Genomic DNA, 22,815 nt, shown 5'->3' with positions numbered 1-22,815 from the left:
ACTCATTGCGACAGGTCATAGCCGTTGATGGCCGTGGCCAATTGTTCGATGCCGTCGAACATGCGCAGGCTGGCCTGCAGGGCCATGGCGTCGAGAATGATGATGCGGTTGTGCTTCACCGCGTCCATGTTGCGCGTCACCGGGTCGCTGCGCAGGAAGGCGAGTTTCTTTTCATAGTCGTCGGCAGGGAAGCGTCGACGATCCATACGCGCGATGACCAGAAAGGTCGGATTGGCCTTGGCGATGGTTTCCCAACCGACCGTTGGCCACTCTTCATCGGACGCCACCACGTTGCGCACACCGAGGGTGCTGAGCATGAAATCGGGAACGCCTTTGTGCCCGGCCACGAACGGCTCGATGTCCATCTGAGCGCTGGAGAACCACACCAGCGCGCTAGCGTCCTTGAGCTGTTTGCCGTGGGCAGTGGCGATCGATCTGGCGAGGCTGGCCTTGAGTTGATCGTTGAGCTGCTGGCCACGCTCCTGCACGTCGAAGATCTGCGCCAGTTGGCTCACGCTCTTGTAAATCGTGTCGATGCGAAACGGTGCCAGCCGCGTGCCGTCGGCGCCGACCAGGTTGTCCTTGGCTTCGCAATCGGAGGGCAGCAGGTAGGTTGGAATCTTCAGCTCGTGAAACTGCTCGCGAGTGCCCACCGCACCTTGCGGGCCGACCATCCATTCCAGTTCCACGGCGACCAGTTCCGGGCGCTTGCCAATCACCGATTCGAAACTCGGTTCGTTATCGGCCAGGCGCTCGATCTGCTCGTTTTGTGCCTTGTATTGGTCCAGCACATTGTTGAACCACAGTGAAGTGCCGACGACCTTGTTGCCCAGGCCCATGGCGTAAAGCATTTCCGTGCCGGCCTGGCCGATGGTCACCGTACGCGTCGGCGCGTGCTGGAAGGTCAGGCTGCTGCCGCAGTTTTCGATCGTCAGCGGATAGACAGTCGGTGCCGCCTGCGCCAGGGCGCAAAGGCTCAGGCCGGTGATAAGGGTGGCAACGCGGGGCAGCAGCATGGGGCAGTCTCCAAGGGAACCGTACGGGGAGCGGGAGAGTACGGTCTGGAAACACACCATCGAACGCGGTCAGGGCAACCGCGCAAGGCCGGGCAGCAAACAAAGACGCGAACGGCACGATGTCCTTCCCGGACACCCCGCCGGTTAGTCGTCATTGTGCCGGCAGGTCTCCTGACTGATGCGTCATCGCCTGGCTCCGGCCTTCCCGGGGTTCACCCAGTGGCAGTCTTGGAGCAGGCTCAGCACCTACAGTTGCGGGGGCAGTTCCGATCAGTGCTGTGCAAGCACCTCGGATTCCCTATTAATCCCGTTTGGAAACCGGCGGCGGCATGGTAGTCGATCACGCCGCTGAAGGGGAGACGTATCTGTCCTGGCGAGGGTGTGGTTGTCATGACACTGTCATTATCCGGCGCCTATGCTGAGGCCAATTACATCGCGTGTTCTTAAAGTTTTGCTGCCAATTTTGGCAGCTTTTTTTTGCCTGCGATTTGCCCGCCGACACGATCGTATTTGCAATTTCGACTGGGGGTTGGCTAGTATACGATCCATATACACATCGTATCGGATCCATATATGGGCATCGTAAAGATTTCAGAGGACATGCACGAGAATCTGCGCATCTCCAGCAATGCGCTCAGCCGCTCGATCAACGCACAGGCCGAGCACTGGATGCGTATCGGCATGCTCGCCGAGCTACACCCCAACCTCGACCACAGCGCCATTTGCCGCTTGCTGATCCGCGCCGAACAGAACGGCGGGCTGGATCTGCAACAACTGACTCAGGAAGCCGTCAGCGCATGAGAAACCCGATCAAGCTAAACACCCCGGCCGAGATCGCGCAATCGCGCGCGGCCGGCAAACTCGCCGCTGAAGTGCTAGCGATGCTGGTGCCGCACGTCAAGGCCGGCGTGACCACCGATGAACTCGATCGGCTGTGCAACGACTACATCGTCAATGTGCAGAAAGCGATACCGGCCAACGTGGGTTATCACGGTTTTCCGAAAACCGTCTGCGCCTCGGTCAACGACGTGGTGTGCCACGGGATTCCGTCGGGGACGCCGCTGCAGGATGGCGACATCGTCAACCTCGACATCGCCGTGATCAAGGACGGCTGGTTCGGCGACACCAGCCGCATGTACGTGGTGGGTGAGGCGACGGCTGAAGCGCAGCACCTGATCAAGACCACTTATGACGCCATGTGCGCGGGTATTCGCGTGGTGAAACCGGGTGCCACGTTGGGCGACATCGGCCATGCGATCCAGAGCCTGGCGGAGAAGGAAGGCTTCAGTGTGGTGCGCGAGTATTGCGGGCACGGCATCGGCAAGGTTTATCACGACGAGCCGCAGATCCTGCATTACGGCTTTCCCGATCAGGGCATGAAGCTCAAGGCCGGGATGATCTTCACCGTTGAACCGATGCTCAACGCCGGCAAGCGTCATGTGAAGAACATGCCGGATGGCTGGACAGTGCTGACCAAGGATGGCTCGTTGTCGGCGCAGTGGGAGCATATGGTCGCGGTGACGGAGACTGGGTTTGAAGTCCTCACCGCGTGGCCGGATGAGATTGAAGGCTACCGCGCTATTGTCTGATACCGCGTCGACTGTTTCCCTCACCCTAGCCCTCTCCCAGAGGGAGAGGGGACTGACCGAGTTGTTTTGGCGTTATACATCGACTTGAAAGTCCTGAGTCGATCTCAGGTCCTGAAAAGCCCCCGATCTGCTCCCTTTCCCCCTCGCCCCCTTGGGGGAGAGGGCTGGGGTGAGGGGGTAAATCCGACAGACAACACGCTATCAGTGAGCGCCCGCAGCTTTGTTCAGGTCGCTCTCTGTCCATTCGGTATACACGCAAGCATCAGCAGTCGCCCAGCGCACTTGCACCGGATCGCCAGCCTTGAGCGGCATACCGGCGGCGGACAAAGCCTTCACCGTCATCGAAGTACCGCCGGAAGTGATCACGCTGCAGGTCTGGCTCTCACCAAGAAACAACACCTCCACGACTTTTGCTGAGACCTCATTCCAACCCGACGGCAGCGGTTCGCTGACCGCCTGCGCCACGCTCAACGCCAGTGCCTTTTCCGGACGCACCATCAGCAACACATCCTGATCCGTATGCAGCCCGGCCGTCAGACGCATCGACAGCGACTGCCCTTCAAACGAAGCGACAGCATTGCCCTGCGCCTTGAGCTTGAGGAAGTTCGAGTTGCCCAGAAACGAAGCAACAAACGCATTCGGCGGATTCTGATACAGGTCATAACCGCTGCCCAGACCCACAATCTTGCCATGACTGAAAATGGCGATGCGCTGAGACAAACGCATGGCTTCTTCCTGGTCGTGGGTCACGTAAACAATAGTGATGCCCAAGCGACGATGCAGTTGGCGCAGTTCATCCTGCAAATCTTCGCGCAGCTTTTTGTCCAACGCACCGAGAGGTTCGTCCATCAACAGAATGCGTGGTTCGTAAACCAAGGCACGGGCGATGGCGACGCGTTGTTGCTGACCACCGGACAGTTGCGAAGGGCGGCGATGAGCGAATTGCTCAAGCTGCACCAGTTTCAGCATGGCATCGACACGCTTGTCGCGCTCGGCCGCAGCGAGTTTGCGAATCGCCAACGGAAACGCGATGTTGTCGCGCACCGACAGATGCGGGAACAACGAATAACGCTGGAACACCATGCCGATGTCGCGCTTGTGCGGCGGCACATTCACCAGCGATTGCCCATTGACGAGGATCTCGCCGCTGCTCGGTGTTTCGAACCCGGCGAGCATCGACAGCGTCGTACTCTTGCCCGAGCCGCTGGAGCCGAGGAAGGTCAGGAACTCGCCGTCCTTGATGTCCAGCGAGATGTTGTCGACGGCGGCAAAGTCGCCGTAGTGCTTGTTCAGGTTGCGCAGGCTGACCAGCGGTTTGTCGTTCTGCTGGAAGGCGTCTTTGATCACGGCACTCATGTCGTACTCCTGGGCGCTCAGGCGCTGATTTCGTTGCGCCGACGCAGCGCGGCGGCGATCACCATGACCAACACAGACAAGCCGATCAGCAGCGTCGAAGCGACGGCGATCACTGGCGTCAGGTCCTGGCGCAGGGTGGTCCACATTTTCACGGGAAGGGTTTGCAGGGTCGGGCTGGCCATCATCACGCTGAGCACCACTTCGTCCCACGAAACGAGGAAGGCGAAGAGGGCGCCGGCGACCATGCCCGGACGAATCGCCGGGAACGTCACCTTGAACACCGCTTGCAGGCGTGACGCGCCGCAGATCACCGCCGCGTCTTCAATCGACTGATCGAACAGCTTCAGCGAGTTGATAATCGAGATGATGGTAAACGGCAACGCGACAATCACATGGCTGACCACGAAGGCGAACATCGTCCCGGTGTAACCGAGCTTGAGAAACAGCGCGTACACCGCCACGGCGATGATCACCAATGGCACGATCATCGGCAGGGTGAACAGGCCGTAGAGCATTTCCCGGCCGGGAAAGCGCCCGCGCACCAGCGCAAACGCGGTCGGCAAACCCAGGGCCACGGCGCAAATTGTGGTCAGCACGGCGACCTTGAGGCTGGCGGCCGCAGCGTTCATCCAGTCCGGGTTGGAGAAGAACTGGCCGTACCATTTCAGCGTCCAGCCCGGAGGCGGAAACACCAGCCACTGAGAGGAACCGAACGACAGCAGCACGATAAACACGATCGGCAACACCAGGAACAGACCGATCAGCCCGGTGGTGGCGTAGAGGCCGAAGCGCATCCGGCGGCTCATCGCATTGGGAGTCAGGAGCATGTCGGCTTACCTCGCGTTGCTGGCGCCAACCGGGGATTCCGGCTGAAGCTTCAGGTAGAAGTAGAACAGCACCAAAGTGATTGCGATCAGCAACGCGGCGCCGGCACTGGCCAGGCCCCAGTTGAGGAACGATTGCACCTGTTGAATGATGAACTCCGGCAGCATCATGTTCTGCGCGCCGCCGAGCAACGCCGGGGTCACGTAGTAACCGAGCGACATGACGAACACCATCAAGCCACCGGAGGCCAGACCCGGCCGGCACAGCGGCAGGAACACCCGGAAGAAGTTGGTCCACGGACTGGCGCCGCAGATCGAACCGGCCTGCAGGATCATCGGGTCGATGGCCTGCATGGTCGCCTGCAACGGCAGCACGATGAACGGGATCATGATGTAGCTCATGCCGATCACCACGCCGGTGAGGTTGTGCACCATCTCCAGCGGCTGATCGATGATGCCCATCGCCATCAGAGCCTTGTTGATCACGCCGGAGGCTTGCAGCAACACCAGCCACGAATAGGTGCGGGCGAGCAGGCTGGTCCACATCGACAGCAGTACGATGTTGAGAATCCAGCGACCCCAGCCACGCGGCACCAGGGTGATCGCCCAGGCCAGCGGAAAGCCCAGCAGCAGGCTGAACAGTGTCACCAGCCCGGCCACCGAAAAGGTGTTGAGCAGCACCCGCGCGTACGCCGAGTTGGCGAACAGTTGTTCATAGTTGCCAAGGCCTGGGGTCGGTTCGAGCACGCCGCGCAACAGCAGGCCAATCAACGGCGCGAGAAAGAACAGGCCGATGAACAACAGCGCCGGGGCGAGGTTGCCGGCGCCGCGCCAGCGTTGTCGGAGGGACGGGGCTTGCTGCATCGCAACCGCCTGGGTTCCGTGGGCCGAACCGGCAGCGCTTGCGGCGCTCCCGGTGGCAGTGGAGGGACGGGACGCGGTGGCTGCCATTTTCATTTGACCAGCCATTCGTTCCACCGTGTCGCGATGGCCGGGCCGTTTTTGGCCCAGTACGCGAAATCAAGAGTGATCTGATCCTTAGCGTAGGCAGTCGGCAGGTTGGGGGCCAGCGTCGAATCCAGACGCTCCACACTGTCGAGGTTGACCGGGGCGTAGGCGGTCAGATTGGAGAAGTCAGCCTGGCCTTTGGCGCTGCTGGCGGCGGCCAGAAACTTCATCGCCGCGTCCTTGTTTTTCGAGCCTTTTGGAATCACCAGAATGTCGGCCATGACCAGGTTCTGTTTCCAGCTCACGCCGACCGGTGCACCGTCTTCCTGCAGGGCGTGGATACGACCGTTCCAGAACTGGCCCATGCTCGCTTCACCGGACGCCAGCAGTTGCTGCGACTGCGCGCCGCCGCCCCACCAGACGATGTCTTTCTTGATGGTGTCGAGTTTCTTGAAGGCGCGATCGAGGTCGAGAGGGTAGAGCTTGTCGGCCGCTACGCCGTCGGCCAGCAGCGCCAGTTCGAGCACGCCGGGACTTGGCCATTTGTACAGGGCGCGTTTGCCGGGGTAGGTTTTGGTGTCGAACAGGGCGCTCCAGTCCTGCGGCTTGTTGGCGCCGAGTTTGCCCTCGTTGTAGCCGAGGACGAAGGAGAAGAAGAACGAGCCGACACCGTGATCGCTGACGAAACGCGGGTCGATCTTGTCGCGCTGGATGACCTTGAAATCGAGGGGTTCGAGCAGGCCTTCAGCGGCGGCGCGCAGGGCGAAATCGGCTTCGACATCGACTACGTCCCACTGCACGTTGCCGCTTTCGACCATGGCTTTGAGTTTGCCGTAGTCGGTCGGGCCGTCCTGCACGACGGTGATGCCGCTGGCCTTGCTGAATGGATCGGCCCAGGCCTGTTTCTGCGCATCCTGGGTGCTTCCGCCCCAACTGACGAAGTTCACGCTTTCGGCAGCCATTGCAGCCTGGCCGGTGACGCTGAGCAGTCCCGCAAAAAAGATTGCGGTTGCAGCTTTGTTCAACACCATGTTCACGCCCTCATTGTTGTGTTTTTGAGCGGGCTTGCGTTGTTGCCCGCCTGTCGGGAGCAGTAGCTGGACGTTCGTTGAAGTGTCCGGTCTATGGAATATCATATTATGGTATTCCAAGCTTTGTGCAAGCACTTTGCCTTACCGGTTATCTGGAGGCTGATGTTTTTTCACTTGAGAGATGTGTAGAAATTCTAGATCCAGCCCCTCATCGGAACGCCGCCCGCTCAGCCCTCTCCCAATGGGAGAGGGGGAAAGGGAGCAGATCTTCATACCGTCCAAAACCGAGCTTGACTCGGCATTGGAAAGGGAGCCGATCTTTGTGCTGTTCAAAAACGAGCTCGATTTGGAATCGGAAAGGGAGCCGGTTCTCCATGCAGTTCAAACCTGAGTTCGACTCGGTATTTCAGGTCGGCGTATAGCGACTAAACACCTCGGTAGGCTCCCTCTCCCTCCGGGAGAGGGCTGGGGTGAGGGCAGCTTTATTCAGTGAACGGAATACTCTCGACCACTTCCAGGTCATACCCGGTCAACCCGGCGTACTTGAGCGGCGGGCCGAGATGCCGCAACTTACCCACCCCAAGGTTCTGCAGAATCTGCGCCCCGGTCCCGACCTCGGAATAAATCCGCGATTGCGAGCGACTGAACTGCCTCGGCGGCTGGGTCAGTTGCGGCACGCGCTCGAGCAACGCCTGCGAAGACTCGTGATTGGCCAGCACCACAACAACGCCATGACCCTCAGCCGCGACCCGTTGCAACGCCGCCCACAAGGTCCAGTTCGTCGGCCCGCTGTACTCGGCGCCGACCAGATCCCGCAGCGGATCGATCACATGCACTCGCACCAGCGTCGGCTCTTCACGACGCAGATCGCCCATGACCATCGCCATGTGCACGCCGCCCTCGATACGATCCTCAAAGGTGATCAAGCGGAACGTACCGTGCACCGTCGGCAGTTCCCGTTCGCCGATGCGCTCGATGGTGTGCTCGGTGCTCAGGCGATAGTGGATCAGGTCGGCGATGGTGCCGATCTTGATCCCGTGTTTGCGCGCGAACTGCTCCAGATCCGGACGACGGGCCATGGTGCCGTCGTCGTTCATTACTTCGACGATCACCGAGGCCGGGGTGAAACCCGCCAGGCGTGCCAGGTCGCAACCGGCTTCGGTATGGCCGGCGCGAGTCAGCACCCCACCTTCCTTGGCGCGCAGCGGGAAGATATGGCCCGGCTGCACCAGATCTTCAGCGCGAGCATTCGGTGCGACAGCGGCAGCAACCGTGCAAGCGCGATCTGCTGCAGAAATGCCGGTGGTCACGCCAACCGCCGCTTCAATCGATACGGTAAACGCGGTGCTGAACACGCTGCCGTTGGCCGGCACCATTTGCTCCAGGCCCAAACGCTGGCAATGTTCGTCGGTCAGTGTCAGGCAGATCAGCCCGCGCGCCTCACGGGCCATGAAGCTGATTGCCTCGGGCGTGCAACGGTCGGCAGCCAGCAGCAGGTCGCCTTCGTTTTCGCGGTCTTCGTCATCGACCAGCAGGACCATTTTGCCGAGGCGATAATCTTCGATGATTTCTTCGATGCTGTTGAAGGCCATGCTGGACTCTCAGGGTTCGTTGGAAATATATTGGTATACCATAATACAAAATCAACAAAGAGGTCACTATGAAGGCGTACTGGATTGCTCACGTGGATATAGCCGATGCCGATCATTACAGCCAATACACCCAGCGCGCGCCGGCGGCGTTTGCCGCGTTTGGCGCGAAGTTTCTGGCGAGGGGTGGGCGCAGCGAGGCGCTGGAAGGGCGCAAGACGCCGCAGCGCAGTGTGGTGATCGAGTTCGAGAGCTACGAACAGGCTGTGGCGTGCTACCACTCGGCGGCGTATCAGGAAGCGAAAAGCTATCGCGAAGAATGGGCGAGGGCGGAGATCATTATCGTTGAAGGTATGCCACTAACCTAGGCAACACCACGACCTCCTGTGGGAGCGAGCTTGCTCGCGAAAGCGGTCGATCATTCAATATCTGTATCGACTGACACGACGCCTTCGCGAGCAAGCTCGCTCCCACAGGGGGATAGGTCGTGATCAGCGGATAAAGTGAATCTTGCCGCTGTCGTCATTGCCCATGTAAATCCCATACACCCCGGCCTGGCGCTCCTCGATATAGCGCTCGAGAATCTGCCGGATCGCCGGGTAATAGATCTGCTCCCACGGAATGTCTTCAGGCGCGAAGAACTTGTAATCCATGGTCTCCGGCCCGTACTGCCCGGTGATCTCCAGCGCGATGGCGCGGAAGATGATGTACACCTCGCTGATCTTCGGCACGCTGAAAATCGAATACGGCGAGACGATTTCCGCGCGCACGCCGCTTTCTTCCCAGACTTCGCGGACGGCCGCTTGCTCGGTGGTCTCGCCGCTTTCCATGAAACCGGCCGGTAGCGTCCAGGTGCCAGGGCGCGGGGGGATTGCGCGTTGGCACAGCAGGTATTTGCCGTCCTGCTCGATGATGCAGCCGGCAATGATCTTCGGATTGACGTAGTGGATGTAGCCGCAACCACGGCACATCAGGCGCTCGTGCGTATCGCCCGCCGGTATCTGCTGACCGAGGTCAGGGCCACCGCATTTCGGGCAATAGCTCGGGCTGAACATATCAGTGACCTATACGCGGTTCTTTCAGCGCGATGGGCAGGGTGATGTTCGGCGTAGCACCGGTCTCTTCCTGTTTGCGCTTGAGGTAGTCGAGCGCCACCGCAGCCGCGGCGCGAACGTGATCGACACAGGCCTGATGCGCCACCAGTGGATCGCCGCTCTTGATCGCCTCGACCATTTTTTCCATCTCGTGATTACTCGCGCCGCGCCGGTTTTCCTGGGACACCGAGGTCGCACGCAGGTAGCTGATGCGTGCCTGCAACTGGCGCAACTGAGTCGCCGCGACATGGTTGCCCGAGCCTTCGAGCAGCACGTCGTAGAAGCCCTGCACCGAGTCGATCACCTGTTGCAGTTCGCCGTCCTTGAGCGCCTTGCGGTTCTCGTCGAGGGCTTTTTCCAGGGCTTTGATGTCCTTGGCCTTGGCGCGCAGGGTGAACAGTTGGACGATCAGGCCCTCGAGTACGCAGCGCAGCTCATAGATGTCGACGGCATCGGCGAGGGTGATGATCGCCACGCGCGGGCCTTTGGCATCGGCGAATTCCACCAGCCCTTCGGATTCGAGGTGACGCAAGGCTTCGCGCACCGAAGTACGGCTCACGCCCAAGCGATCACACAGATCGCGTTCGACCAGACGATCCCCTGGCATGAGCTGGAAATTCATGATCGCGCTACGCAGTTTATCCAGCACGATTTCGCGCAGGGTAACGGGGTTGCGATTGACCTTGAAGCTGTCGTCGAGTGGCTGGCGTTTCATGGGGTCCGCTCTTTAAGTTGGCTGTCCATGCCAGACGGGCATCTAAACAGCCGAGGGGTTGACTGGGGCCTCGGCGTCGGCTTCGGCAAAGGCTTCACGGGCCAGCCGGAAACTGTCCACGGCCGCCGGAACGCCGCAATAAATGCCGACCTGAAGCAGAATTTCGCGTATTTGCTCACGACTCAGGCCGTTACGCAAGGCGCCGCGCACATGCAGCTTGAGTTCATGCGGGCGGTTGAGCGCCGAGATCATCGCCAGGTTGATCATGCTGCGCTCCTTGAGCGACAGACCTTCGCGACCCCAGACATGGCCCCAGCAGTATTCGGTGACCATTTCCTGCAGCGGGCGTGTGAAGTCGTCGGCGTTTTCTATCGAGCGCTGCACGTAAGCTTCGCCGAGCACCTGAGTGCGGATTTTCAGGCCCTTTTCGTACTTTTCGTTATTCATCATGCCTCCAGTCACCACAAAACCCTTGTGGGAGCGGGCTTGCTCGCGAATGCGGTAGATCATTCAATAAAAGATGTCGACTGCCACGACGCCTTCGCGAGCAAGCCCGCTCCCACATTGGGATCTATGTGAATCCGTCAGGCCAAAGTCGGCAACGGCCCGAGCTTGCCCTTGTGGTAAATCATCGGCGTCACCGGTTGCTCGGGCAGGATCAGGTTCTTCACCGCGCCCACAATGATCGCGTGATCACCACCGTCATACTCACGCCACAACTCGCACTCGATGATCGCCGTGGCCTTGGCCAGAATCGGGTTACCCAGTTCGCTCAAATGCCACTCGATGTCCTTGGCCTTGTCCTTGCCTTTACCGGCAAACGCATAGGCCTCGGCGGTCTGGTCGGCGGACAGCAAATGGATCGCAAATTTTTTGCTGTCGCGCAGCACCGGATAAGTGTCGGAAGCGTAGTTGGGGCAGAACAGCACCAGTGCCGGGTCAATCGACAGCGCGCTGAAGGCGCTGGCGGTGATCCCGACGATGCCGCCATCCGGGTCGAGGGTGGTGACCACCGTGACGCCGGACGGGAAGGAGCTCATGACGTCTTTGTAAATGCCGGGTTCGATCATTTCGCAGGACTCCTAGCGCATCACAAACGGATCAGGCATTGGCGCCTGGGAGAGGTTGATCCACACCGTTTTCAGTTCGGTGTAGGCCAGCACCGAATCGATGCCGCTTTCGCGTCCATAGCCACTGTTCTTGAAACCGCCTATCGGCGCCATCGCTGACACCGCGCGGTAAATGTTGACCCAGATAATCCCCGAGCGCACATCGCGCGCCAGGCGATGGGCGCGGCCCAGGTCGCGGGTCCAGATGCCGGCGGCGAGGCCGAACTGCGAGTCGTTGGCGATGGCCAGCGCTTCGGCTTCATCTTTGAAACGGATCACCGACGCCACCGGGCCGAACACTTCTTCCTGCATGATCTTCATCGAGTTGCGGTCGCATTCGAACAGCGTCGGCTCGTAGAACCAGCCTTCGCCGAGATTCGCCGGGCGCTTGCCGCCGGTGCGCAAACGTGCGCCTTCCGCGATGGCATCGGCGACCAGACCTTCGACCACCGCCAGTTGCTGCGCAGTGGCCATCGGGCCCATCTCGCTATTGTCTTCCTGCGGGTTGCCGATGCGGATGCGCTGGGCGCGTTCGACCAGACGATTGACGAACTCGTCGTAGATTTCGTCCTGCACCAGCAGGCGCGAACCGGACACGCAGCTCTGCCCGGAGGCGGCGTAGATCCCGGCAATCGCGCCGTTGATTGCGCTGTCCAGATCGGCGTCGGCGAAGATGATGTTCGGCGACTTGCCGCCCAGCTCCAGTGACAACTTGGCGAAGTTCTCGGCGCTGCTGCGCACCACATGCCGCGCCGTCGCCGCGCCGCCGGTGAAGGCGATCTTGCGGATCAGCGGATGGCGGGTGAGGGCGGCGCCGGTGCTCGGGCCGTAACCGGTGACGACGTTGACCACACCCGGCGGAATCCCCGCTTCGAGAGCCAAGCGCGCCAGTTCAAGAATGGTCGCCGAAGCGTGCTCGGACGGCTTGATCACAATCGTGTTGCCAGCGGCGAGGGCCGGGGCGAGTTTGATCGCGGTCAGGTACAGCGGGCTGTTCCACGGAATGATCGCGGCGACCACGCCCATGGCTTCGTGCACGGTGTAAGCGAAGAGGTCCGGCTTATCCAGCGGCAGGGTGCCGCCTTCAAGTTTGTCGGCAAGGCCAGCGGTGTAGTGGAAAAACTCTGGCAGATAGCTGACTTGGCCACGGGTTTCGCGGATCAGTTTGCCGTTGTCGCGGCTTTCCAGCTGCGCCAGTTGTTCCTTGTTTTCCGCGATCAGATCACCGAGACGGCGCAGCAGTTTGCCGCGCGCGGTGGCGGTCAGACCGCGCCACGCCGGGCTGTCGAAAGCAGTCTGTGCCGATTGCACGGCGCGTTCGACGTCCGCTTCATCGGCGTCAGGCAGTTGCGCCCAGGCTTGAGCGGTGGCCGGGTTGAGGCTTTCGAAAGTCTTGCCGGAGAGGGCGTCGACCCATTCTCCGCCGATGCACATCTGGAAGCGTGCGAGTGTCATGCAACGATCCCCTTTATATGGTTTTGTCGGGAGTGTGCGTATTGGAGAAAATCCAGCAGCGTCTGATTGACCAGACGCGGCGACTCTACGGGCATCATATGCCGTTGCTCGGCCAACACGGCAACCTTCGCACCGGGGATGCGCCGGGCCAGTTGCTCGGCCATTTCCGGGGTCGAACCCGGGTCGAGTTCACCGGTGGCGATCAGCGTCGGCGCCCGAATGCTGCCCAGGTCGTCGGCGCGGTACATGTCTTGGGTGGCGAACAACTCATAAGTGGTCAGATAGCCTTGCGGATCATTGCCGGCCAGGGTCTGACGGATCGCCGCGATCTGCGCCGGATTGGCCGCCTGATACTCACGGCTGAACCAACGCGACAGCGCCGCTTCGGCATTGGCGTCCGGGCCATGCTCGGCCGCTTGCGCAGTGCGCGCGATGACGCCGGCACGCTGTTCTTCGCTGCGGTTGAAAACGCTGTTCAACACCACCAGGCTCTGCAGGCGCTCCGGGTAATGCAGGGCAAAGGCCCGCGCGACCAGACCGCCCATGGAGAAACCGATCACCGCTGCCTGCGGCAGATTCAAGTGATCGAGCAACTCCAGCAACTGATCGGCATAACCGAGCAGGGCAGTGCCGCTGGCCGGTCGCGGGCTGGCGCCATGGCCGAGCATGTCGTAGGCGATCACCCGATATTGGCTGGACAGGCCGACAATCTGCCCGCCCCACATTTCTTTGTTCAGGCCCACGCCGTGGATCAAAACCACGGGCTGGCCTTGGCCGGTCGCCAGGTAACTGGTGCCAGCCGGGGTGAGTTCAGCGGTGAGCCGAATCATGGAGCGCTCCTGCAGTGCCTTTTTATTGTGATTACTGGGCTTTTTCGGCGGCCAGTTCTTCCAGATCGATGTAGCGGTTACCGATGCGCGGGTGCAGGCGACCACCGTCGGCGCAACCCAGCACGACGACGATTTCGTCGGCGCGCGGCGCGTCTTCGATCTGCATTTCCAGAGTGATGTAGTGCGAACGCTGACCTTCGTCGTCCTTGTGCATCATCGGGATCTGAATCGAAGTGCCTGGGCCGCCGCGCTTATTGGTGAAGCTCAGGTAGCTCTTGGCGTTGACCGCTTCGCGGTAGTGGTTGCCGAAGCGCAGGGTGTGGATCACGGCGGAGGCGTGTTCGATCTCGCCATCGGCGCCGACCACGGCCGCTTTGCCGTAGGCCTCGATTTTTTCCGCACCGCCGATGATGCCCACCAGACGTTCAACCATCAGCGCACCGAGATCGGAGCAGTTGGCGCGGATCTGCGGCTTGAGGTCTTCGACGAAACCGTTGCCTACCCAAGGGTTTTTCATCACCACAGCGAGGCCGACCATGGTCACTGGTTTGTCAGTGGCCTTGCCGCCTTCGATGAAGGTTTCTTCGACATAGCTGACGATCTTGCGAATTTCGAAACTCATGAGCTGCTCCGTTGAGGGATTGAGAGTGTCTGTGCGTCTGATGGTATACCATAATACCGATCATGCAAGTCCCCCGATAACTTTTGCCGCATCACCCCGGCGAATGGTCATGTATTCAAATCCCGTAGCCACCACCAACCCCTGTGGGAGCGAGCTTGCTCGCGAAGAAGCCCTTCCAGTCGACATCTTCATTGCCTGACCCACCGCTTTCGCGAGCAAGCTCGCTCCCACAAGGGAATTCATCTGTTACAGAGAGCGGCTTTCGGTTAACAAAAGATAACGTGGCGCCGATTGTCAGACGTTTCGAAAGCCCGATAGGATGAGCCAGCTTCCGAAGTGGCTCTGGATTGCGGGTTTCAGGACTATGCTTCTGACCAGGCATCAGCGGAGCACACTTGCGGCGCCCTTGAAGGCCCAATGGCCCAACAATAATAAATAGGGGAAGGTCTATGAGTCGTTGCCGCCCGCCGGCGTTACGCAACACCGCGTTGCTGGCCACAGCACTCTCTCTGCTGGGCTTTGCCACGTTATCGGCACCGGTGATGGCCGCCGAGGCGCCCGCCGACGTGGTCTATGCCACCGAATCCGCCAAAGCCGCAAAAAGCCTGATGCTCGATGTCGTCCACGCCGGCGCGCGCCTGGTCGCGGTCGGGGATCGCGGGCACATTCTCTATTCCGATGACCAGGGCAAAACCTGGACTCAAGCCAAAGTACCGACCCGGCAACTGCTGACGGCTGTGTACTTTGTCGACGACAAGCACGGCTGGGCGGTCGGGCATGACGCGCAAATCCTCGCCAGCGCGGACGGCGGTCTGACCTGGAGCAAACAATTCGAAGACCTCAAACGTGAATCGCCGCTGCTCGACGTCTGGTTCAAGGACGTCAACAGCGGCCTCGCCGTGGGCGCGTACGGCGCGCTGCTGGAAACCACCGACGGCGGCAAGAACTGGCAAGACGTCAGCGACCGCCTCGACAACGAAGACCAGTTCCACCTCAACGCCATCGCGGCGGTGAAGGATGCCGGGCTGTTCATTGTTGGCGAATCGGGCAGCATGTTCCGCTCCGCCGACGACGGCCAGACCTGGGAAAAACTCGAAGGGCCGTACGAGGGTTCGCTGTTCGGCGTGATCGGCACGGCGCAACCACAGACCCTGCTGGCCTACGGCCTGCGCGGCAATCTCTACCGCTCCACCGATTTCGGCAGCACCTGGGAGCAGGTCGAGCTGAAAGCCGCGCGCGGTGCATTGGAGTTCGGCCTGTCTGGCGCAACCCTGCTCGAAGACGGCTCGATCATCATCGTCGGCAACGGTGGATCGGTGATCAGCAGCAGCGACAACGGCGAGACCTTCAGCGTGTTCAACCGTCCGGATCGCATTTCGCTGTCGTCGGTAACCGCCGCCGGCAACGGCAACCTGATTCTGACCGGGCAGGGTGGCTTGCACATCACCCAGCCAAACGGGGCCGAGACCAATAACAAGAAGGCGGGGCTATGACTTCCTTGATCACTCCTCAGCAGGACAAGGCGACGTTCCTTGAACGCCTGATTTTCAACAACCGCCCGGCCGTGATCCTGATCTGTCTGGTAGTGAGCATTTTCCTGTTCTGGCAGGCCACGCTGATCCGGCCGTCGACCAGTTTCGAGAAAATGATCCCGCTCCAGCATCCGTTCATCGAGAAGATGATGGAGCACCGCAACGATCTGGCGAACCTGGGCAACACCGTGCGCATTTCGGTGGAAGCCAAGGACGGCGACATCTTTTCGAAGGAGTACATGGAGACCCTGCGCCAGATCAATGACGAGGTGTTTTACATCTCCGGCGTTGACCGCTCCGGTCTGAAGTCGCTGTGGAGTCCGAGCGTGCGCTGGACCGAAGTGACCGAAGAGGGTTTCGCCGGCGGTGAAGTGATCCCGCAGAGCTACAACGGCTCGCAGGACAGCCTCGACCTGCTGCGCAACAACGTACTCAAGTCCGGTCAGGTCGGGCGTCTGGTGGCCAACGACTTCAAGTCGAGCATCGTCGACATTCCGCTGCTGGAGTCCTACCCGGATCCGCAGGACCAGGGCAAGTTGCTGGCGCTGGACTATCGCCAGTTCTCCCATGAACTCGAAGACAAGATCCGCAACAAGTTCGAAGCGCAGAACCCCAACGTCAAGATTCACATCGTCGGTTTCGCCAAGAAAGTGGGTGATCTGATCGACGGTCTGGTGATGGTGGTGCTGTTCTTTGGCATCGCGTTTGTCATCACCCTGATTTTGTTGTTGTGGTTCACCAACTGCGTGCGCAGCACCATTGCGGTGTTGAGCACGACGCTGGTGGCGGTAGTCTGGCAGCTCGGTTTGATGCACTTCTTCGGCTTCGGGCTCGATCCGTATTCGATGCTCGTGCCGTTTCTGATTTTCGCCATCGGTATTTCCCACGGCGTGCAGAAGATCAACGGCATCGCCCTGCAATCCAGCGAGGCCGACAACGCCCTGACCGCAGCGCGGCGCACCTTCCGGCAATTGTTCCTGCCGGGGATGATCGCGATTCTGGCGGATGCGGTGGGCTTCATCACGCTGCTGATCATCGACATCGGCGTGATCCGTGAACTGGCGATCGGCGCGTCGATCGGCGTGGCGGTGATCGTGTTCACCAACCTGATCCTGCTGCCGGTGGCGATTTCCTATGTCGGCATCAGCAAGCGCGCGATTGCCAAGAGCAAGAAAGACGCGAACCGCGAACATCCGTTCTGGCGCCTGCTGTCGAACTTCGCGAATCCGAAAGTCGCACGCATTTCGGTGGTGCTGGCACTGATCGCCTTCGGCGGCGGCCTCTGGTACAGCCAGAACCTGAAAATCGGCGACCTCGACCAGGGCGCGCCGGAGTTGCGTCCGGACTCGCGCTACAACAAGGACAACAACTTCATCATCAGCAATTACTCCACCAGCTCCGACGTGCTGGTGGTGATGGTCAAGACCAAGGCTGAGGGCTGCTCGCGTTATGAAGCCATGGCGCCAATCGATCAGTTGATGTGGAAGATGCAGAACACCGAGGGCGTGCAGTCGGCGATTTCCCTGGTGACCGTGTCCAAGCAGATGATCAAGGGCATGAACGAGGGCAACCTGAAATGGGAAACCCTGTCGCGCAACCCGGACGTGCTGAACAATTCGATTGCCCGCGCCGACGGCCTGTACAACAACAGTTGCTCGCTGGCGCCGGTGCTGGTGTTCCTCAACGATCACAAGGCCGAAACCCTGGATCGGGCGGTGCATGCGGTGCAGGAATTTGCCCAGGAGAACAACAAGGACGGTCTGGAATTCATCCTCGCCGCCGGTAATGCCGGGATCGAAGCGGCCACCAACGAAGTCATCAAGCAGGCTGAGCTGACCATCCTGATTCTGGTGTACATCTGCGTGGCGGTGATGTGCATGATCACCTTCCGCTCGTGGGCGGCTACCCTGTGCATCGTCCTGCCGCTGGTGCTGACCTCGGTACTTGGCAATGCACTGATGGCGTTCATGGGCATCGGCGTGAAAGTCGCGACCTTGCCGGTGGTGGCGCTGGGTGTGGGCATTGGCGTCGACTACGGCATCTACATCTACAGCCGTCTGGAAAGTTTCCTGCGTGCGGGGCTGCCGTTGCAGGAAGCCTATTACCAGACACTGAAATCCACCGGTAAAGCCGTGCTGTTCACCGGCCTGTGCCTGGCGATCGGCGTGTGCACGTGGATCTTCTCGGCGATCAAGTTCCAGGCCGACATGGGCCTGATGCTGACCTTCATGCTGCTGTGGAACATGTTTGGCGCGCTGTGGCTGTTGCCGGCGCTGGCCAAGTTCCTGATCAAACCCGAGAAATTGGCGGGGCAGAAGGGCAATTCGCTGTTTGCGCACTGATCTGAACGCTTGAAACGATAAAGCCGCAATCTCAGGATTGCGGCTTTTTTGTTGCTGCCGGAATCAGCGGGGTTCCAATGGCAGGAACACCGTCTCCGCCAGCTCCGGGCTGATGTCGCCGCGATGAATATCGATTTTCTGCTGTGGGTCCTTGGCTTGCGCCATGGCCAGCTCATAGGTCATGTATTGCTGTTCACGAGTCTTGAGATGAGCACGCCGGTAATCGGCCTTTGCATCTGTTTCATTCGTGTAATGAAAATGGGCGTACCACAGTGGCTCATTTCGTTGGTCAAGCAACACGTATTCCTGCAGGAAATCCTTGCGCCCGGTTTTCAGCTGGATTCGGCCGTCAACGCGGCGGGCATAAATGACGCGCCGGTCGAGCAAGTACTCCACCCCCTCACTGGTGGGTGGTTTGCTCAGCGTCATGCGCGTACGCAGCTCGCTCGCCTTGGTCACCAGGGCATCGGCCTTGGCCCTTAACTGGCTGATCAGAAGCTGATCCTGCTCGCGATTGGCTGGCGCATTGTCATGGCTCTGCAGATTCTCGGCAAACGCCGTCAGTTTTCCGGCCTCGCGTTGCAACTGCTCCTCGATTTCCCTGGGCGAACTCGCCCGCTGCACATAACCCTCGATTTTCTGCACTTGCAGGTCGACCTTGCCCAACGCCTTGCGGGCATCACCCTTGAGTTTTGAATAAGGCGCTACACGTGGCTGAGGTGGCGGCTGCTCGGTTTCGGCCTCGACGACTTCCCAGACATTCGGCGCCTGTTCGTGGAAAGACAGCAGGGTACTCTCGTCCATCGGGTTTTTGATGTCGACGATGTCGGCGCCCTGATTGGCCACTCGTGGGCGCAGGTCACCGATCAGCGTGCCTTTGGTTTGGGTCTTGATGACTTTCTTGCGGCTCGCGCGTGGCACGGCGGGTCTGGCCGGGGCCTGGGCGTTATCGCTTGACGGCCCGGGTACTGGCTCTTGCTCGGGCAATTGCTGCAATTCGTCCGCCAGCCGCTGCTCGGCGTCGACTCGCAAATCGCCGATGATCTCGCGAAGCCGATTGAAGGGGGCGGCTTCCAGCTCGTCGCCATGGAAAATGCCAATACTTTCCAGAGCATCCTGCGCCTTGCCGTAGCGATCGACGAGGTTGTCGAACACGGCGATACGGTCAGCGCTGTCATAGACTTCCGCGCCTTGCAGATCAGCATGGGAACGGGAAAGCAGCACAACCGGGTCGATGGCATCGTCCAGCCCCAGCATCGATTGCACGGCCCAGGCCTTCACACTGATCGGTCGCAGGATCTGCAATTGAAACGCCTTGAGCCGTAATGCCGTCAACTCGCGGCCCGCCCGCCCAGCCGTTAAACGCTCCCAGGCCTCGGGCCCCAGGCGAGGTATATTTTTCAGCTCGAGCAAGCGGCTGTCGGCTTCCTCGTAAAGCTTGATCATGTTCTCGTTGATGCGCGACGTTTCGCGCAGGAAGTCCAGATACTGTTCGCGCCTGGCCTCGCCCCCGACCAGCAGCGAGTCAGCGACCTCGCGTGGCCCACGGTTGAATTCGGGATAACGGCGCAGCAGGGCTTGCCGGTCCAGGTCCGCCATGATGATGCGTTTACGCACGTTATTGAGGCTGTTCTCCAGCAGAGGCGCGATTGCCGTATAGGCCGGATCGGTTTTTTTCAGAACGGCTTTTTCTTTTAGTTCGGCGATCTGCGTCAGGTACTGGTCGGTCTGTTGACTCAGTTTGCTGTCGAAGATCTGCCTGAACCTTGCCCGTGCGGGTTCGGTGGCGGTCGGAAGGTCGCGCTGCTGAATCATCAGGCGTTCAGCAATATCCACGCCGCGTTGCACGGCGGCTTGCTGCTCGACGAAGATGGTGTAGTTCCGGTCCAGCACTTCGATGCGACGCTGCGTCTGCTCTCGCTGGTTTTTGATTCTGGGCTTCGGTCCACCCCCAACCAGTTTTGCGCCGCGCTCAAGGGTCCACTGACCCTTGCCATTGCTTTTCAAGCGCAGGCCTGGATGCTCCGAGGAAGCCAGATACACTTCGCCGAAACCGGGGACGGTGCGCACGCGCACCAGCAGCCCACCGATGCTGGCGTGCCATTGATTGTCAATTTGATACAAGCCCTTGAAGGCGCCGGTTGCAACAGGATCGGGCAACTGGGCCGGCCACGGTACGTGCGCTTGCATCAACGTATCCAACAGTCGGGTCGCCGCCGGTTCCCGCGCGGTGGACAATTTGAAATCCACTGTGGTCCTGCCATTGCCCGGAGGGGCCGCGGGCAGCGCAGGGGATTGCTGACGGATAACCGGTTCAAATAGGCTCGGGTACGAATCAGAAGGGTGACGCATTGGCTCAAGCACGGCCGGAACCAGCCGATCCGCGCTGTCGGGCAGCGGCGTCGTGACGGATCCCTTGGCCACATGCAGCAGCACCAGGCCGATGTTCAACAGCAAGTCGGTCCACGCCTGATTGCGCGTAGCGGCATCGGCGCTGTCCAGTGCCGGCAGATCGTTGATCAGGCTGTGGGTGAGCTGCACCATCCAGCCCACCACCATGGCCGGGCCGTCCAGCGGCAAAAGCAGGGTATTGAAAATAAGCCACCCGCCTTCGAGGATGAGCGCCCAACGGCTTTCTGCGTTGGATACCGATTGTTGATCCGCGGTTTGAATCAGTGCCCGAGCGTTGCTGGCGAACAGACTGGCCAGCACTCGGTCTTCCTCGACAGCCTTCAACCAGTCCGCTGCGGCGACGTCACCGGCCAGCATCGCAGGGGCCGGTTTTTCAAAGGGTGTGAAATCGTCGCCGAGATGGAAGTGGACGATGTGCGGTTCATTGAATCCGTTGTTGGCATAGATCGGCCTGGCGCGATCGGTCATCCACGTCAACACACTGCTCTGCAATGGACCGTCCACGGCAATCGCTTTGAACAGATCATGGCGGCTGGCAAATTGCTGCAGCGCCGGTGCGTACATCGGGCGATACAGGATGCAGGGGCCCTCGGCGTTGAGGTCTTTGGGTTCGATGATGAACATATTGGTCACCTGATCCCAGTCCGCATGGGCCTTGCGTTGAAACGCCAGAGGCCGAATGACAATTGCCAGGCCGTCGACGACGCGCTGGGCGGCCGTGTGCTGCATCAATGCGTTGACATATCGATAGCCCAACCGGTCGAAGCCGTGCTCGGCGCGAATGGCATGTTCCAGTGCCTGCAACGGCAACTGGATGGCCAGTTCCCGGGAAAACAGACATTCACGTTCGCGTGTTTCGGTACTGTTCCCCAACAGCAGGTCTTCGAGCAGCGCCGGGTAATGTTTGCCGACATCGACGCGGCTCACCAGATCCAGCAGATAGGTCTCTGTGGTCCAGTCCTGAATCAGTTGATTGCCCGTGTGGCGAATGGTCATGCGTCCCTTGGGTTTGCCGGCAAGGTTCTTGATGGCCAGCTCCGTGAGCGACATTTTCACCTTGTCGAGGTAGCCGCTGCCCAGATCCCCGACCGGCACATGGAACGTCAACTCCAGGTCATCAGCGTTATAGCCGGGCGCTTGCGGTTGATCTTCGAGCATCTGCTTGTGCAGCGCTTTTCGCGCAAAGGTGGGCAGATCATCGATGCCGTCGTTGAAGGTGCGTCCTTGGGTTTGCTGGCGCAGAGTTGCCAGCGCCAGAACGTGCTGCCGGTAGGCCATGCGATCGCTGGCGTCAGCGGTTTGCAACCAGTCCGGCAGACTGGCCGCGATCGGTTGAAGGTTGCCGGGTTGTGGCGGCGTATCGCTGAACAGGCCGGCGACATTGGTAATCGCGTCGAGGCGCTGTTGCAGTGTGTCCAGGGGCTGGTTCGCCGGCAGTGGCAGTGCGGCAATGTTTTCCAATTGCTGATTGAGCACCAGAGCCGCCTGGATATCGAAAATGTTGCCATCGGGCTCGAAGCGCTTCCAGCTGATGGTGTCCGTCGTAAAGTGCTGCTGGAAACGCTCGGCCCAGGCCAGACCGAACTCGCCCAGCGAGGCATAGACTTCGACGCTGCCGGTCACGCTGCACAGCAGGTGAGTGTCAGCACAGCTGACCAGCAAATCGGGCGTCTGGATCGTCGCAGAGACTGTGCCTTTGCTCAGCGTGGTCTCAAGCGTACAGGCCTGGATCATCCCTCTCGGTCCTGGTTTTTGCGAGCGCACGCGGCGATCAGGATGCTCAGCCAGTTCCATCAGCACTTCGGCCTGCGCGGCGTTCAGCCCAACGCGCCGGACCGCCGCTGTTCTCAGTGCGCCGGTGAGCAGATCGCCGAGCCACTGCCAGCGGCTCACCCCTGCGCCGATGTCCTCGTTCCAGTACGACGTCACGGCCTCTTGCAAGCCGATGTACAGGATCGTCGGCAGCTCGAGAATGACGTCGGCGATGACTTGCATGTCGGGCAACCGTGTCGTGGTTTTGCCGATGCTCATCTGCTTGGGCAGCTTGTTGGTCAGAAAACAGTTGCGGCCGTATTGGTCGGCGAGATCGAGCTTCACGCCCGTGGCAATGTAGGCCAGCACTTCGTCGAGTAATAACGACAGGCTCCACGCGCCATCCGGAATGGGCCGGGCCAGTCGGGTCCGGTCAGGATCGAAGTCAAGCTCGGGATATTTTTCGAGCAGGCCGTCCTTGAGTAAACGGGCGGTTTGCGAGCGCAGTGCGGGGCGGTTGCTGAATTGCGCGCTGACGGCGCGCGCGACGATGGCGCTGGTGTCCGCAGTGGCGGGTGTTGCTGAAGTTGACATGGTGC

Annotated in this window: 19 protein-coding genes and 1 riboswitch; of the genes, 5 read left to right on the top strand and 14 right to left on the bottom strand. The window is 60.4% G+C overall.

Annotation, left to right across the window (positions count from 1 at the left end):
- Window positions 1-2 precede the first annotated feature (2 nt).
- Entirely contained in the window at window positions 3-1,016 is a 1,014-nt protein-coding gene (locus ACM6IV_RS10370; protein ID WP_414869877.1) for an ABC transporter substrate-binding protein, read from the bottom strand.
- A 143-nt stretch (window positions 1,017-1,159) separates the two neighbouring features.
- Window positions 1,160-1,354, bottom strand: a riboswitch (cobalamin riboswitch).
- Between the two features lie 235 nt (window positions 1,355-1,589).
- Here ACM6IV_RS10370 and ACM6IV_RS10365 point away from each other — a divergent pair.
- Together ACM6IV_RS10365 and map are read left to right on the top strand one after the other, a co-directional pair.
- Complete coding sequence (locus ACM6IV_RS10365) at window positions 1,590-1,817, top strand: ParD-like family protein (protein ID WP_007918027.1); 228 nt, start codon at window positions 1,590-1,592, stop codon at window positions 1,815-1,817.
- On the top strand, window positions 1,814-2,605 hold the full coding sequence (gene map, locus ACM6IV_RS10360) for a type I methionyl aminopeptidase (protein ID WP_414869876.1): 792 nt from the start codon (window positions 1,814-1,816) through the stop codon (window positions 2,603-2,605). Before ACM6IV_RS10365 ends, map begins: the two co-directional genes overlap by 4 nt.
- 201 nt (window positions 2,606-2,806) lie before the next feature.
- On the opposite strand, the gene ACM6IV_RS10355 is transcribed toward map, so the two are convergent.
- The 5 genes from ACM6IV_RS10355 to ribBA form a co-directional block, all read right to left on the bottom strand.
- Complete coding sequence (locus ACM6IV_RS10355; protein WP_414869875.1) at window positions 2,807-3,961, bottom strand: ABC transporter ATP-binding protein; 1,155 nt, start codon at window positions 3,959-3,961, stop codon at window positions 2,807-2,809.
- A gap of 17 nt (window positions 3,962-3,978) precedes the next feature.
- Complete coding sequence (locus ACM6IV_RS10350; RefSeq protein WP_414869874.1) at window positions 3,979-4,788, bottom strand: ABC transporter permease; 810 nt, start codon at window positions 4,786-4,788, stop codon at window positions 3,979-3,981.
- Window positions 4,789-4,794: 6 nt separating this feature from the next.
- Complete coding sequence (locus ACM6IV_RS10345; RefSeq protein ID WP_174244503.1) at window positions 4,795-5,742, bottom strand: ABC transporter permease; 948 nt, start codon at window positions 5,740-5,742, stop codon at window positions 4,795-4,797.
- Entirely contained in the window at window positions 5,739-6,764 is a 1,026-nt protein-coding gene (locus ACM6IV_RS10340) for an ABC transporter substrate-binding protein (RefSeq protein WP_414869873.1), read from the bottom strand. The genes ACM6IV_RS10345 and ACM6IV_RS10340 overlap by 4 nt, the downstream gene beginning before the upstream one ends.
- Before the next feature lie 482 nt (window positions 6,765-7,246).
- The gene (ribBA, locus tag ACM6IV_RS10335) at window positions 7,247-8,356 is read right to left on the bottom strand and encodes a bifunctional 3,4-dihydroxy-2-butanone-4-phosphate synthase/GTP cyclohydrolase II (protein WP_016775017.1); all 1,110 of its coding nucleotides are present in this window, start codon (window positions 8,354-8,356) and stop codon (window positions 7,247-7,249) included.
- Between the two features lie 68 nt (window positions 8,357-8,424).
- Here ribBA and ACM6IV_RS10330 point away from each other — a divergent pair, with 68 nt between their 5' ends.
- The gene (locus ACM6IV_RS10330; protein WP_414869872.1) at window positions 8,425-8,721 is read left to right on the top strand and encodes a DUF1330 domain-containing protein; all 297 of its coding nucleotides are present in this window, start codon (window positions 8,425-8,427) and stop codon (window positions 8,719-8,721) included.
- A gap of 123 nt (window positions 8,722-8,844) precedes the next feature.
- Here the strand turns inward: ACM6IV_RS10330 and ACM6IV_RS10325 are convergent, their stop codons facing one another.
- The 7 genes from ACM6IV_RS10325 to ACM6IV_RS10295 all read right to left on the bottom strand — a co-directional run bounded on the left by ACM6IV_RS10325 (window position 8,845) and on the right by ACM6IV_RS10295 (window position 14,178).
- Entirely contained in the window at window positions 8,845-9,408 is a 564-nt protein-coding gene (locus ACM6IV_RS10325; protein WP_414869871.1) for an NUDIX hydrolase, read from the bottom strand.
- A gap of 1 nt (window position 9,409) precedes the next feature.
- Window positions 9,410-10,162, bottom strand: coding sequence for a GntR family transcriptional regulator (locus ACM6IV_RS10320; protein ID WP_414869870.1), 753 nt, complete (start codon window positions 10,160-10,162; stop codon window positions 9,410-9,412).
- Window positions 10,163-10,204: 42 nt separating this feature from the next.
- Window positions 10,205-10,609 carry a carboxymuconolactone decarboxylase family protein gene (locus ACM6IV_RS10315; RefSeq protein ID WP_401042678.1) on the bottom strand — a complete coding sequence of 135 codons (405 nt, stop codon included), beginning with the start codon at window positions 10,607-10,609 and terminating at the stop codon, window positions 10,205-10,207.
- Between the two features lie 137 nt (window positions 10,610-10,746).
- Window positions 10,747-11,232, bottom strand: a complete 486-nt coding sequence (locus ACM6IV_RS10310; RefSeq protein WP_414869869.1) for a flavin reductase family protein — start codon at window positions 11,230-11,232, stop codon at window positions 10,747-10,749.
- A 12-nt stretch (window positions 11,233-11,244) separates the two neighbouring features.
- Window positions 11,245-12,726 (bottom strand): aldehyde dehydrogenase, encoded by a 1,482-nt coding sequence (locus tag ACM6IV_RS10305; protein WP_414869868.1) that lies wholly within the window; start codon window positions 12,724-12,726, stop codon window positions 11,245-11,247.
- The gene (locus ACM6IV_RS10300; RefSeq protein WP_414869867.1) at window positions 12,723-13,556 is read right to left on the bottom strand and encodes an alpha/beta fold hydrolase; all 834 of its coding nucleotides are present in this window, start codon (window positions 13,554-13,556) and stop codon (window positions 12,723-12,725) included. Before ACM6IV_RS10300 ends, ACM6IV_RS10305 begins: the two co-directional genes overlap by 4 nt.
- A gap of 31 nt (window positions 13,557-13,587) precedes the next feature.
- Window positions 13,588-14,178, bottom strand: coding sequence for an amino acid synthesis family protein (locus ACM6IV_RS10295; RefSeq protein ID WP_007917992.1), 591 nt, complete (start codon window positions 14,176-14,178; stop codon window positions 13,588-13,590).
- Between the two features lie 449 nt (window positions 14,179-14,627).
- On the opposite strand from ACM6IV_RS10295, the gene ACM6IV_RS10290 reads away from it, so the two are divergent.
- Complete coding sequence (locus tag ACM6IV_RS10290) at window positions 14,628-15,671, top strand: WD40/YVTN/BNR-like repeat-containing protein (RefSeq protein ID WP_414869866.1); 1,044 nt, start codon at window positions 14,628-14,630, stop codon at window positions 15,669-15,671.
- Window positions 15,668-18,052, top strand: a complete 2,385-nt coding sequence (locus ACM6IV_RS10285; protein ID WP_414869865.1) for an efflux RND transporter permease subunit — start codon at window positions 15,668-15,670, stop codon at window positions 18,050-18,052. Before ACM6IV_RS10290 ends, ACM6IV_RS10285 begins: the two co-directional genes overlap by 4 nt.
- A gap of 63 nt (window positions 18,053-18,115) precedes the next feature.
- Here the strand turns inward: ACM6IV_RS10285 and ACM6IV_RS10280 are convergent, their stop codons facing one another.
- Window positions 18,116-22,810 carry a dermonecrotic toxin domain-containing protein gene (locus ACM6IV_RS10280; protein ID WP_414869864.1) on the bottom strand — a complete coding sequence of 1,565 codons (4,695 nt, stop codon included), beginning with the start codon at window positions 22,808-22,810 and terminating at the stop codon, window positions 18,116-18,118.
- Between the last annotated feature and the right edge of the window lie 5 nt (window positions 22,811-22,815).

It is taken from the genome of Pseudomonas sp. IT-347P (assembly GCF_949768005.1).
Taxonomy (GTDB): domain Bacteria; phylum Pseudomonadota; class Gammaproteobacteria; order Pseudomonadales; family Pseudomonadaceae; genus Aquipseudomonas.
The sequence above is the reverse complement of the archived record's forward strand: the minus strand, read 5'-3'. Positions and strand labels throughout refer to the sequence as shown.